Here is a 13599-nt window from a genome sequence, read left to right on the forward strand (position 1 = left end):
AACCGTTTCTTCCAAATTTGCCACCTCCAGTTATCGATTCCGACATTTGCTAAAGTGCAAAATTACCCTGCTCATTCCTTCGATCAATAACCCTGAGCGCCTTTCCCTCTGAGCGGGGGATCGACTTTGGTTCCCGGATGACCGTATCCATTGCAATCAGGCAGCTGCTTTTCAAAGCGGCCTTAAGTTTTTGCTCTAACTGGCGTATCTTGTCATGGGCCAGGTCAAAATCGATAGCTTTAAAGCACTCTTCAGTTATCTCGACGTGAAGCTCCAGTACTTTAAAAGAACGTTTTTGCAGCATATGAATTTGATAATGGGGCGCCAGCTCTTTCATCTTTAACATGCAGTGCTCAATTTCTGAAGGAAATACATTCACCCCATTCACATTGAGCATATCATCGATCCGCCCCTTTATTCTCGACATCCGGGCCGTTGTCCGGCCGCATCGGCACTTTTCTTTATTTAATGAAGCAACGTCGCCTGTCCGATAGCGGATAACCGGAAAAGCTTCCTTTGTTAAGCTCGTAAATACAAGCTCACCGTCATCACCATCGGCAAGAGGCTCAAGTGTTTCAGGGTCAATCACTTCGGCATAAAAGTGATCCTCGGCAATATGGAGGCCATTTTGCTCTTTATGACATTCGATCGCCACCCCCGGCCCAATCACTTCACTTAACCCATAAATATCACATGCCTTGATAGCCAGCTTCTCTTCGATTTTACGGCGCATTTCCTCTGACCATGGTTCGGCCCCGAGGATCCCATAACGCAGTGACGTTGCTGCTGGATTTTTCCCCATCTCTTCCATTGTTTCAGCAATATTTAACACATAGGATGGTGTCCCACAGATAACCGTTGGCTGGAAATCTTCAATCAGCATGATTTGCCTTTGCGTGTTTCCCCCTGAAATCGGAACCGTGACCATCCCCAATCTTTCACTCCCGTAATGGAGACCAAGCCCGCCTGTAAATAAACCATAACCATAGGCATTATGGAGAATTTCCCCTGGTTCTCCCCCGGCAGTGGCAATCGAGCGGGCGACAATTTCGCTCCACATCTCGATATCATGTTTCGTATAGCCGACAACGGTCGGTTTCCCGCTTGTACCTGAGGAAGCATGAAGACGAACCAGCTCGGTTTTCGGAACAGCAAGCAAGCCAAACGGATACCCTTTTCGCAAATCTGCTTTGGTCGTAAAAGGCAGATCTACCATATCATCCAGACCCAGGTTTCTTTCAGGATTGAAACCGTTTTCATTAAACTTTTTTCTATAGAACGGAACATGTTGGTAAACTCTTTCTGTTGTTTTTTTCAGCCTTTTTTGCTGAAGGGATCTTATTTCCGTTCGAGTGGCCGTTTCAATCGAATCGATAATCAAATTCTTCCCTCCTTAATGACGTTCGATAAGATAAGCCAAATCATCAATCGTAAGTTCTTTTTGTATGACGTTAATAAATCGTAATGTGATATTTGTGTTATACACTGTTTAAAACAAAGATAACTTGAAAATATTTAAAAGTCAACTAATTTTTCTGAAAATTATCTATATTTAATAAATGCGACCGCTCTTTTTCTTTTTGTTTAATTGAGGTGTTTTTCAGGAATTAAAGAAAGAAAGATTTCAGTTCAGGGAGGGGAATTCTTATGTGGATCCGTCAGCCATTTTTTAAATATGGGGCTGCCGTCTTACTTGCTTTATTGATTATTTTTATGTTTGGAAAAATTGATTATTTTATCTGGCCCTTTCAAAAGACGATTGCCACAATATTTTTCCCAATCCTTATTTCCGGGCTGTTGTATTATATTTTGCGGCCGGTTGTCAGATCGCTTTCAAAGTATATCCATAAAACGGTTAGTATCGCTCTCGTTTATTTATGTATCATTGGCATCGGCTATGCGTTTGTTTATTTTGCCGGAGCAATTATTGGAGAACAAGTTCAGCAATTTTCTGAGCAGTTTCCGGAAAAGCTAAAGGATTTCTCTGAGGAATCGAAAGAAATAGTGGAAGAAAATAACTTTGGGATGTTTTCTGCAGATGATATCGAACAACGGGCCTTAAAATATTTAAGCTCCATGACTCGAAATATTGCGACGCTGATTTCAACGATCACAAGCGTCGCTACCGTACTCGTGATTGTTCCATTCATTGTTTTTTATTTTTTAAAGGATGACGACAAGCTGATACCTTTTCTGCTCAGGTTCATACCTGACGATGTTAAGCATGAAGGAGAGCGGATTTTAAAAGACGTCGATAAAACGTTGTTTACTTATATCACAGGCCAATTTTTGATCGCTTTTACGGACGGCGTTTTGATGTATATCGGTTACTTAATCATTGGTCTCGATTATGCGTTAATCCTCGCCCTGTTCGCAATGTTTTTAACGGTCGTTCCATTTCTCGGGCCTTTAATCGGGGTGATCCCCGCTTTGTGTGTCGGGCTTCTCAATGATCCATTCATGGCGCTGAAAATTATCATTGTGTTAATCATCGTACAGCAGCTTGAAGGGAATCTCGTCACGCCGCAAGTGATGGGCAATCGATTGAATCTTCATCCGCTGACGGTCATCACCCTGCTTCTGGTTGCCGGTTCCATCTATGGCTTTATTGGAATTTTGATCGCCATTCCACTTTACTCGGTTGTAAAAGTGATTGTGAAAGACTTTTGGAGGTTCTATAACTTAAGGCAACGAAATATAACAAATGCGTAAGCTCCTTGTCCACCCGACAAGCGCTGGCCGACTAAAAAGCGCCACACGTCAATCGCCGAATGCCGGCACTAGTACGTCCTGTACGTCGCAGGGCCGGACGGTGAAGTCGTTCTCTGACTTCATGCATATTAAAATCAAATGATTTTTTTAGTGCGATTTTACACAAAATAATTATTTTTTCAATATCATTTTGTGGGAGTTTTCCGTAAGTCATATTCCAGTTTCGGCTCGAAGGATGCAGGAAAATACGAAAAAAGCCATTGTACGACACAGTTCCGACAATGGCTCATCATTCATTTATTTTGCTTTCTTTATGATCAGCCGTGTCAACCACCTGATTGACAATCCGAGAACGCTGAAGACGATCAACGAGGTAAAATGGCTCCAACCGATATTTAGTTTTAACAAATCATAATGCATAAAGATAGGCTCAATAATAAAGGAAAACACAAATGCCAAGCCGAGATTAGCGAAAAAAAACGGCCAGTTATTTGGAAAAAATTGATATATAATCATATAAGCGACTGGAATTACGCCGATGTCAGCTGATATTAGTGTGTGTTTAATTGGAACCAGTCCTTTAGGATACTCCCAGAATCCGAACGTTGACCCAAGCTCATCAAGCAAAGATGCGATGCTCGACCATAACAAGCCATGAAGCAAAATTTCGAGCAGCCGTCCCCTGTCGACTATTTTCCACCAGACAATCCATGGGATAAAAGTAGCGGCGAGCAAGAACCACCAGTGAGGCTCAAATAAGCTATAATCAGCGAAATAGGCTTTGCCCATTGCATCGATCACATCCTGGTATTCCTGGATTTTTTTATATTCCACATTATGTGCCATTTACACCACCTGTTAGTCCTTTGCTTGAAATGATCAGGAAAGCTTACCGTTTATCTTAGTTCGATTGGTGTACCAGCAGGAACGTCAAAAAAGAAAATCAAAAAGACCGTAAACGGGATACTTAATGCAATTGCTAAAAGCGGTTTGCGAAAATGAATATAAATGATCGTATACATGACCGTATAAAACATCAACGAATAATATACATTCCAACCGTGAAAATAATGGATCATGTCGAAATGATAATAAATCGATTCGACAATAGAACTACATATAACCCATTTAAAAATATAAAAAACCTTTTTTTTTGACTCTTTTCCGATGATATGTGATAGATATAAAATCGTAGCTCCCGGCAGGACAAGAAAAGAATAGGCAAGATCGGTAATGATATAGCTGAATTGGGGTATCGGTTCATACTTCCATAACCAGTAGTTAGCCGCAAGGAGATTGTAAAGAATGCTGGCCAAGGCTACAAAAAGCATCGTTGGATAGTAAGAGTACCAGTTTTTCCAATCACCCCAAATAAAAGCAGCTGTTATTACAAAAACAATCAAAAAGAGATGCATACATTAATCACCTTTACGTGTTCGAATATGTTCAGTATTTGCTAATGAATGTAAACCTATGAATGCAAACAGACTCGTACAGTAATGACCTTATAAAAAAACCATGCCGTTTTATTTTTAACGACATGGTTTTTAGCTTTTATTACGTAATGTTCTCGTTCTCCAAGTACATTTTTCGCGCTCTCAAAAAACGAATCGTATTTAAAACAATCGTTTTTGTAACCGCATAGAACGGAATGGCTAAAATCATTCCCAATACGCCTGCAAGATTACCGGCTACAAGCAGTAAAATAATAATTGTCGCCGGATGGGTATCAAGCCGTTTGCCGAGAATGAGCGGGGATAAGACGTTCCCTTCAATTTGCTGCGCGATTGCGATTACGACTACAACAAGAATCGCTTTCGTAGGAGAATCAAACAAAGCAATCACAACAGCAGGTGCGCCGCCCAAAATAGGTCCAACATACGGAATGATGTTTGTAACGGCAACAATCAACGCGAATACAAGCGCATAAGGTAAATCAATGATCAAATAGCCGATAAAGGCAATCGTACCAACAAATAAGGCGACTGTCACCTGCCCCTGAATATAAGCAGCAAGTGTTTCATTTGTGTCTTTTAAAGTATTTAACGCTTCCTGCCGATAGCTTGCGGGCAAAAATTTTACAAGCGCCTGGGGAAAGTTCTTGCCGTCTTTGAACATATAAAACAATAGGAACGGAACAGTAACAATCGTGATCGTGATATTCGCAAGCACACCGAACACATTTGAGATCCCGTTTGTCAGTTTATCCGGCAAAGTATTGGCAAAATTGATAATCGCGTTTTCGATATTTTCAATAGGCACGTAATCCTGTGTCATAAACCATTGAAATTGCTTTGAATCAGCTAAATTATCAATCACGTTTCTCGTTTGCGCAACGTACATTGGCAAATCATTGAATAACGCGGTAACCTGCCTGGATATGACAGGCGCAACAAGGACGACCACAAGCGCTATTAAACCAATAAATAGAATGTACAGTATCGCGATCGCCAGCGTTCTTGGGATTTTAGCCTTCTGCAGCAAAACGAGAGCGGGATTTAATAGAAAATACAAAAAACCTGTAATGATAATTGGAAAAAACAAAGTCGAAGCAAAAACGACAATTGGTTCAAATAAAAAGGAAATTTTCGTTGAAACATAAACAATAATTAAAAGAAGCAAAATTTCTAATGTCCAAAAATGGAGTTTTGACTTAAACAACGAGTTCATCCTTTCAATATGGCAGGCTGCATCCTTGCACACAAAAATTATTTAACATCCAAACTGTTCCGCGAATTACACATTTCTTAAAATTAACTCTAGTCTGCGATTTCGCTCTTGCTTGTCTTGTTCATCTGCAAGATCGTATTTTTTCAGTAAATGGAACACATTATTCAGGATGTCCTGCGTATGCTCTTCAGCTAAAAATTTTGAAAATAACTCCGTGATTTCTTTCGGCAAATATTCAGACTGTGACGCAAATTTATTTTTGACATCGTCATGAGAATGATCGACATTGCACTCACTCATGTTATAACCTCCTCTTTTTTTCCCTGTGATTCACAAAAGGATTTTTCTTTGGTGAGTAAGTATATTCATCAGCTTTAGGTCATTTAACCATGCTGATTGCTTTGATCGACGGCTCTACCCCTTCTGTCCTTAATCAGAAGCCAAGCGCTTCAATAAAACATCCTCTTCGAAAAAATGTATCAAAAAAGAAAGAATTACACAAGAGAAATACTGGTACAATTGATTTCTTCAAAACAAGTAACGATCTGACCGAGAATGATTTTTGTGTATTCCGACTATCCACAATCAATTGAAAACCCTTACAAAAATAGGCTGGAAAAATGGGACATTAGTAAAGACTGTTTCATATACTATGGTACAGTGAAGCCTGGAAACTCCCATATTTCTCTAACCCTTTTACAATATGGACATACCATTAGTTTTCCTGAGGCCAGTTTCACTTCTGACAAGCTGTTGTCGCTATTCCAAATGAATTGCCGACAATCACTATTAAGAAAGGGGTGAGATCATGAACAATACAGTATTATTGTTTTTAGCCGGCATTCTGGCTGGATTTGCACTTTTAAAAGTTCCGGCAGTATCTTTTCTAACGGGATTACTACCTTTATTCAATATTATCGGAGCACTTGCAATCATCGTTTTCTCTCTTGCATTGCTGTATCTTGGCTTAAGAACCCTGCTGAGTCGAAATTGGGGTTAATAGTCTGTGTTGAATATTAATTTGATACTTCACAACAAAAGGACCGATTTTTTGGTCCTTTTGTATGCCTATTTTTTTGCTAACAATCCTGTTATCGAATATGGAAAAAGCTGCTGATGTGGGTAATTTCTATCTTGCTTTATATTGACAATCTCTTTAGTTTAAATCTTATTAAGCTCACTTTTATTGATCAAGTTATTTGGAATTGAATTATGCAGACCTTGAAGCAAATTGGTTACTGCAAGATCCGCCATTTTCATTCTGGTTACAATGCTTGCACTTCCGATGTGAGGCAGAGTGACAACATTAGGTAAAGTTAAAAGGGGATGGTTTAAAGGTACCGGTTCTTGTTCAAAAACATCGATGCCGGCTCCCCAAATCTCCTTGTTTTTTAACGCTTGAAATAATGCTTCCTCATTCACGATGCCTCCTCGTGCAGTATTAATCAGGACAGCATTTTTTTTCATCATAGACAATTGTTGATCCCCTATTAAATGGTGTGTTTCTGGAGTGTATGGCGTCATTATACAAACAAAATCAGATAGTGCCAGCAAGCGTTCAAGTGAAGCAAACTCGATGTCCAGCTGCTCTTCTTTTTCGTACTTCCGGCTTCTATTAAAGTAGAGTATCTTCATATCAAAGCCTTTCGCCCTTTTCACAAGTGCTTCCCCAATCCTGCCTAAACCAATGATTCCTAAAGTAGCGCCGTATATATCCTGGCCGGTCAACTGCATTGGGGACCAGGTTTTCCATTCCCCATCTTTCAAATATTTCGATGCCTCTACTAAACGGCGAGCGGTGGCCATTAAAAGGGCGAATGTTAGATCTGCTGTTGTTTCTGTTAATACCCCGGGTGTATTCGTGACCATAATCCCCCGCTTTGTTGCGCTGCTTATATCAATATTATTGAAACCGACTGCCATGTTCGCGATAATTTTTAGTTTTTTTGCTTTATCTATTAAGTCATCATTAATATTCTCTGTTAATAAACAGAGCAATCCATCAACACGTTGAATTTCTTTTTCTAAAACTTCATACGGAACAGGAATGTCTTCTTCTTCCCACATTTGAATGTCACAAGTTTCAATAAGTGGCTTTAAAACTTCCTCAGGTAACTTCCTGGTTATATATACTTTTGGTTTCATTTACTTACACCACTCTCGATTACCTTAGACGTTGCAAAAAATTCACACCCTTTTTCCTGCAATATGTTATCAACCCATTTTCGATCCACTGCGCCCAGTTCGATAGCTTCAAAAATTTCTTTCTCTTTTTCAGCCATTTTCATTGCTTTAGTCAAAACTTCCTCCGCTTCCTCTATTGGAATAACAACGAGACCATCTTCATCCCCAACAATAAGATCTCCTGGATTAATAACCATTCCACCAAGAGCGATAGGTACATTAATTTCACCCGGTCCATCTTTATATGGTCCTCGATGAGTAACTCCTTTAGCATAAATTGGGAATGTGTCACTCTTGAATGCTAGTGAATCACGAATAGCGCCATTTATAACAAATCCAGCAATACCATTTTTCTTTGCGATTCTTTGCATTATCTCACCGACAATCGCGTTTGTTGTATCTCCTCCTGCATCAACCACAATAACTTCTCCGGGTTGTGCCAGGTCTATTGCTTTATGCACCATTAAATTATCACCTGGCCGCGTTTTAACAGTAACTGCTGTTCCAACCAATTTTCCTTCTTTATGGTATGGTCGTAATTCAGCTCCTGCGGAATGCATACGGCTCATATTATCACTTATGTGAGGCGTTACAATATCTCTAAATTGTTCTACAATTGCCTGATCGACACGCTTTTCAACTGGAAACACCCTAAAACCCAAATTCATTTTTCTACCCTCCCATTTTGAAAATTAGCTTTTTACCTTATTTATGTTGATATGAAGGCGTTCTTTTCTCAAAAAAAGCATTGATTGATTCTTTGATATCCTCTGTACTATGAAGTGAAGCAAATTCATACATTCCTTTTTGAAAAAATTGATCACTTTCTCTGCAGGCAATAATAGCTTTTTTTATTGTTTGAATCGCAGGGTATGAATAAGTGGCCAGCAGATGAGCTATTTTCTTTCCTTCTGATTCTAATTGTCTTCTTTCTACTACCTTATTGGCCATTCCAATTCTTAATAACTCGTTGGCCGTCATTCGTTCACCAGTTAAAAATAAATAGGCTGCATTCGCTTCTCCCAAGAGTTGAATAAACCGCTCCATTCCGCCGTTACCTGGGAAAACAACCCGGCTTACTTCCGGATATCCAAATGAAACATCATCTGCAAACAATCTGATATCAAAGGCACTGGCCAATTCAGCACCTCCACCCAAGGCATTGCCTTTTACACACACGATGGAGGGCTGTGGGACATTCATAACAGTCTGTAGCATTTCATGCCCATCGATCCATGCATCCTTCGCTGTATTTTTTTTGATACGATCAGGAAACTCTTTTAAATCTGCTCCACAACAGAAATGGTCTCCAATGGTATCGAATAAAACAACTCTAACATTTTCATTTCTGGCAAGGGATTGAAAAGCTCGCTTAATCTCAAGCTTGACCTTATTCGATAGAAGGTTTAAAGGAGGGTTTTCCAATATGACATGCGCTATTCCCTCATCAATCGAAATATTTACACTCATAGCTTTAGTTCGCTTTTTTCGTTTTTTCGTTTTTTTGGCCAATGTCGTGTCCGTACTTCCATTTCACCGTTTTCTTGAATCGCATAAATACTTTTTATCCACTCTGAATCATTCTTTTCCGGATAATCCTCACGGTAGTGGCAGCTTCTGCTCTCTGTACGTGTCAGTGCCGATAATACAATGGATTTAGCCGTTATAAGCATATGTCGAAAGTCAATAGCCATAAATAAATTATCCCTATTAATATAAAATTCTCCCACTTCTAGAGATCTTTGCAGTTCATTGATTTTCTGTAGTGCATTGTCCAAGCGCTCTTCACTACGAATAATTAGACAGTTTTTATACATCGTTTCTTTAAGGGAGGCAATGGCTTTATGAACTTGTTTTTCTCCGTTACTGCTATTAATCCAGTTATTAAGCTCTGTTAATACAGCCTGAGTTTCTTTTTCAATTTTCATCTCCGCCACTTTCTTTTTGGCATGTGAAGCCGCCGCCTTGCCAGTCCGATGACCGAAAACCTGACCTTCAGCTAACGAATTTCCTCCAGGGCGATCCGGACCACGTAAGCCCCCAGCTGTTTCTCCTGCAATAAATAAACCGGAGACTTTAGTTGTGCCATCCGGACTTTCAATTAACGCTCCGCCATTCATACACTGGGCAACAAGAGCTACCTCAAATGGGGCCTTATATATATCGATTCCTTTCGATTTCAAGACTCCATATGTTTTCGGCATTTTTTCTTCTACTATACTTTCAGATCCTGGAGGCATAATGCCCCATACACCGCCATTCGGAGTAGGATTTCGCTCGATTTCCTTCTGAATCGAGGTATCTAGGTAATAGGCAGGAGTTGAAATTGTAAACGGAAAAACCTTCTTGTTATAAACTTCATCAATGGATATGTGAGGGGGTACATATTTTTCAAGAATATTTTCACCTTTTCCATTTGTCAAAATCGGCTTGGTTTTCCATACGGGTCCTGAAAGAAGAGTCATAGAAGGTTTTATTGCCGCAGGCCCAATTTGGATAAACTCCATATTGACCAGAGGAATTCCCAATTCATAAGCCATTGCATATCCATTACCTGTCATATCTGGCGTTCCAACTGCGTACTTGTAAATGTGGTGTGCTCCGCCACACGCAAGAATCACAGAGGGTGTTTTATACAGTGTAATTTCTTTCGTATTTCTGTTAATACTTAGTGCACCTGTTATGCTTTGATTATGATCTGTCAATAATTTAAATACCATCATATTTTCATCAATTGGAACATCCTTCTTTTTTATTTGTTTTGCCAGGGCAACTAAAATATGGCGGGCTGTTACACCGTTAACTCTGCATGTTCTTGGATATGTTGCAAAGTCACTCATGCCCTGTACCAACTTTCCATTTTCTTGTCTATCAAAGTTCAATCCAATATCGATAAGATCTTGAATGCGATCCGGCACTTCAGAAGCAAATGTCCAGACAAGTTCCGGATCAATAAACCCTCTTCCAGCATCAAGAGTATCTTCATAATGAATTTCCGGGTGATCTCGTTCATCTGCATGACCGATAGCAGCAGCAATCGCTAACAACTCAGAAAATGCCGTTGCGGTGGACCCTCCACTTAACCAATTTGCTTTTACCGCTATTCGAACATTAGCCCCTGCCTCTGCTGCAGAAAGAGCTGCTCTTGCTGCAGCTCCCCCGCCTCCAACAACGAGTACCTCTGTCTCGTAAATGTAATCTACTTTCACTTAGTCCACCCTTTCAAACCTTCTCCATAACCATATCAGTTTTAGTTTCATTGAAAAGCTCTGAGTCCATCAGCTTTAAATCGTCAGCTATCCTTACGTTGCACTCAATATTTGAAATAATATCTTTTTGAACATCGATTCCCGGAGCATACTCGATGAGAACCAGGCCATCTTCTTCCAACCGAAAGACGCAGCGTTCTGTTATATATAAAACTTCCTGGCCTTTTTTCAAAGCCTGTTTTGCATTAAAGGTCATATGTTCAATGGCATTAATAAATTTCTTATGGCGGCCTTCGCTTCCAATTTTCACTTTCCTATTTCCCACGGAAATCTTTAAACCGCCGCTAGTTAATGTTCCACAAAAAAGAATTTTCGGCGTTTGATGCGTAATATCAATAAAGCCACCCGAACCTCGGAATATCCCGTTAAACTTACTAACATTCACATTCCCGGTACCATCAATTTGAGCAAATCCAAGTAAAGTGCAAGAAAGCCCGCCTGCTTGATAAAAGTCAAATATTTGAGGAGAAGTAACAAACGCATCAGGGTTTATATGAGCACCAAATACTTCTACACCCATCGGGATACCTCCGATGGCGCCATGCTCTAAAGAAAACGTAACTTTATCGAAAAAGCCTTCTTCCAACGCAAGTTGTGGAAGATCTACAGGAATACCTACACCCAGATTGATAATAGATCCTGTAGTAATTTCTTTCGCAGCCCGACGTAAAATTATTTTTTTAACATCTAATGGCAATGTTTTTTTCATTTGATTAATCGGTTTTTTAATTTCTCCAGTCCAGCTTGGGTCATAATCGGGTAATACACTTTGTTTCTGTTCTTCATCTATCACAACCGCATCAACTAAAATCCCCGGAATTTCAACTGAACGTGGATGAAGAGTATTATTTTTAGTTACCCGCTTTACCTGCGCAATGACATATCCGCCACTTGCCCGGGCAGCCATCGCCATTTCTAATCCGCTTAATGTTGCAGGTTCTTCCTCTAATGTGATATTTCCACTTTCATCAGCCGTAGTACCTCTAATAATGGCAACGTCGATTGGAAAAGATGGATAAAATAAATATTCCTTCCCATCTATTTCAAGTAAATGGACAATACCTTCCTTGGTGTGTTCATTTAATCGTCCGCCATCGTGCCGGGGATCGACATATGTATGGAGCCCTGCTGTTGTCAAAAGGCCCGGATGCCCGCCGGCAATCGATCTAATTAACTGAAATAAGGTTCCCATTGAAAAGTTGTAAGCTTCAACTTCATTGTTTTTTATCATATTGGTTAACTTGGGGCTTTCTTTTACATTAAAACTTCCGCTTATCAACCTTTTAAGCATTCCTTTTTGCGCCAAATGCTCGAGTCCCGTACTTTTGTCAGGATCCCATCCTACTCTTACTGGTGTAATAACGGACAAATTTCCAGGTTCACCAGTTTTTGAAAATCGATTTCCTAATGCAGCTAACACCTTTTCCGGGCAGAGGATGGAAATTAGACCTCCAATTGTAATCATGGCACCACTCGGAATATTACTAACTGCTTCTTCTGCCGAAACGATCTTCGAGTGCCTTTTCTGGATAAGAGATGCTCTTGTCATCCCATCTCCCCCTTTTTTTACCTAGTTTAAGAAACTAATATATTGTTATCTACGTTGGTCGAATTTTCTCCCCAGCACACTTGAAGCAAGCATCGTTTTATGAACTTGCAATGTGCCGCCTGCAATCGAAGCTGATCGCACACAACGGTAATACCATTCAAGTGGATACTGTTTAGAAAATCCATAGCCGCCGTGAAGTTGAATACATGTATCGGTAATTTTTTGCGCAGCTTCAGCTACAAAAATTTTTGAGACACTTACAGCATTTTTATTCGGTTTATTATCCGAAGCGGCTTCAGCCGCTCGATACAGTAATGTACGGGCAGCTTCTAGCTGCACATACATATCAGATATCATCCATTGCAGTCCCTGAAACTCACAAATTTCTTTACCAAACTGTTTTCGTTGGGTAACATGCTGAATCGTGCGGTCAAATGCGGCTTGTGTAATGCCCATCGTTTGTGCCAGATAACCTAAACGTACACCATTATAAACACCCATTAATTTTTTAAAAGCGTTTTGCGTGACAAGAACATTTTCTTTCGGCACCATGGCATCTTCAAAATAGAGGGCACATTGGATTTCTCCGCTCATGTTCTCTTCATCAGGTCCGACCGTAAAGCCAGGAGTTCCGCGTTCTACCAGGATAGCTCCAATATCTGACGTGCGGCCCGAGTTGCCAAAGCGTGCATACACAACGAACACATCAGCAAGATGTGCATCACTGATAAATACTTTTGAACCATTTAAACGGAAGAAATCTCCATCCTCAACCGCGGTCGTCATAATATCGGTTGCCGCACTTCCTGCTTCCGGTTCACTCATACCAAGAGCAACGAAAAGCTTGCCTGATGTAATCAGAGGCAAATATTTTTCCTTTTGTTGCTGATTGCCTAAATGATTGATGAATGATGCGATACCCATACTTGCATGATACGCATGGCGACCACTTGTTGGACAGACACGGCACAATTCTTCAATCATAAGAAGGGCATCAAATAAATTTAAACCCATCCCCCCATATTCCTCAGGAAGAGTTAAACCTAGAAATCCATGATCAGCTAACTTTTTTGCATTTGCCCAAAAGGCGTCTCCTTCGAGCCATTCTGTCGCAGGTTGTAATTTACGTTTAGCAAAATCCCGAGCGATTTCTTTCCAATTTTGTTGCGCTTCTGTTATTTGCATATGAATCCCCTTTCACCACGACTATCGAAC

The 13599-nt window shown here is 40.2% G+C and carries 13 protein-coding genes; 2 read left to right on the forward strand and 11 right to left on the reverse strand.

Annotated elements, in window-relative coordinates:
- Positions 1-49: 49 nt before the first annotated feature.
- Positions 50-1381, reverse strand: coding sequence for a phenylacetate--CoA ligase family protein (locus CVD23_RS03950; RefSeq protein WP_101665254.1), 1332 nt, complete (start codon positions 1379-1381; stop codon positions 50-52).
- Between the two features lie 266 nt (positions 1382-1647).
- Here CVD23_RS03950 and CVD23_RS03955 point away from each other — a divergent pair, with 266 nt between their 5' ends.
- A complete protein-coding gene (locus CVD23_RS03955; protein WP_101665255.1) occupies positions 1648-2712 on the forward strand; it encodes an AI-2E family transporter in 1065 nt (354 codons plus the stop codon).
- 297 nt (positions 2713-3009) lie between these two features.
- Here the strand turns inward: CVD23_RS03955 and CVD23_RS03960 are convergent, their stop codons facing one another.
- The 4 genes from CVD23_RS03960 to CVD23_RS03975 all read right to left on the reverse strand — a co-directional run bounded on the left by CVD23_RS03960 (position 3010) and on the right by CVD23_RS03975 (position 5682).
- Positions 3010-3558, reverse strand: a complete 549-nt coding sequence (locus tag CVD23_RS03960) for a CBO0543 family protein (protein WP_101665256.1) — start codon at positions 3556-3558, stop codon at positions 3010-3012.
- Positions 3559-3608: 50 nt separating this feature from the next.
- A complete protein-coding gene (locus CVD23_RS03965) occupies positions 3609-4127 on the reverse strand; it encodes a CBO0543 family protein (RefSeq protein ID WP_101577602.1) in 519 nt (172 codons plus the stop codon).
- 142 nt (positions 4128-4269) lie between these two features.
- Positions 4270-5373, reverse strand: a complete 1104-nt coding sequence (locus tag CVD23_RS03970) for an AI-2E family transporter (RefSeq protein ID WP_101665257.1) — start codon at positions 5371-5373, stop codon at positions 4270-4272.
- A gap of 75 nt (positions 5374-5448) precedes the next feature.
- Positions 5449-5682 (reverse strand): group-specific protein, encoded by a 234-nt coding sequence (locus tag CVD23_RS03975; protein WP_101577604.1) that lies wholly within the window; start codon positions 5680-5682, stop codon positions 5449-5451.
- 508 nt (positions 5683-6190) lie between these two features.
- Here CVD23_RS03975 and CVD23_RS03980 point away from each other — a divergent pair.
- Entirely contained in the window at positions 6191-6382 is a 192-nt protein-coding gene (locus CVD23_RS03980) for a hypothetical protein (protein ID WP_101658573.1), read from the forward strand.
- 161 nt (positions 6383-6543) lie between these two features.
- Here CVD23_RS03980 and CVD23_RS03985 read toward each other — a convergent pair whose 3' ends face one another.
- Genes CVD23_RS03985 through CVD23_RS04010 form a run of 6 tightly spaced genes read right to left on the reverse strand, consistent with a single transcriptional unit; the run spans position 6544 to position 13569 of the window.
- A complete protein-coding gene (locus CVD23_RS03985) occupies positions 6544-7527 on the reverse strand; it encodes a 2-hydroxyacid dehydrogenase (protein WP_101658572.1) in 984 nt (327 codons plus the stop codon).
- Complete coding sequence (locus CVD23_RS03990; RefSeq protein ID WP_101658571.1) at positions 7524-8234, reverse strand: RraA family protein; 711 nt, start codon at positions 8232-8234, stop codon at positions 7524-7526. The genes CVD23_RS03985 and CVD23_RS03990 overlap by 4 nt, the downstream gene beginning before the upstream one ends.
- A 37-nt stretch (positions 8235-8271) precedes the next feature.
- Complete coding sequence (locus CVD23_RS03995) at positions 8272-9078, reverse strand: enoyl-CoA hydratase/isomerase family protein (protein WP_101665258.1); 807 nt, start codon at positions 9076-9078, stop codon at positions 8272-8274.
- Positions 9033-10775: an FAD-binding protein gene (locus tag CVD23_RS04000; RefSeq protein ID WP_101658569.1), complete on the reverse strand. Its 1743-nt coding sequence runs from the start codon at positions 10773-10775 to the stop codon at positions 9033-9035. Before CVD23_RS04000 ends, CVD23_RS03995 begins: the two co-directional genes overlap by 46 nt.
- Before the next feature lie 13 nt (positions 10776-10788).
- A complete protein-coding gene (locus CVD23_RS04005) occupies positions 10789-12384 on the reverse strand; it encodes an acyl CoA:acetate/3-ketoacid CoA transferase (protein ID WP_101665259.1) in 1596 nt (531 codons plus the stop codon).
- Between the two features lie 45 nt (positions 12385-12429).
- Positions 12430-13569 carry an acyl-CoA dehydrogenase family protein gene (locus tag CVD23_RS04010; protein WP_101665260.1) on the reverse strand — a complete coding sequence of 380 codons (1140 nt, stop codon included), beginning with the start codon at positions 13567-13569 and terminating at the stop codon, positions 12430-12432.
- Positions 13570-13599: the final 30 nt, after the last annotated feature.

The sequence above is a fragment of the Bacillus sp. V33-4 genome (genome assembly GCF_002860225.1).
Taxonomy (GTDB): Bacteria; Bacillota; Bacilli; order Bacillales; family Cytobacillaceae; genus Bacillus_BJ; species Bacillus_BJ canaveralius.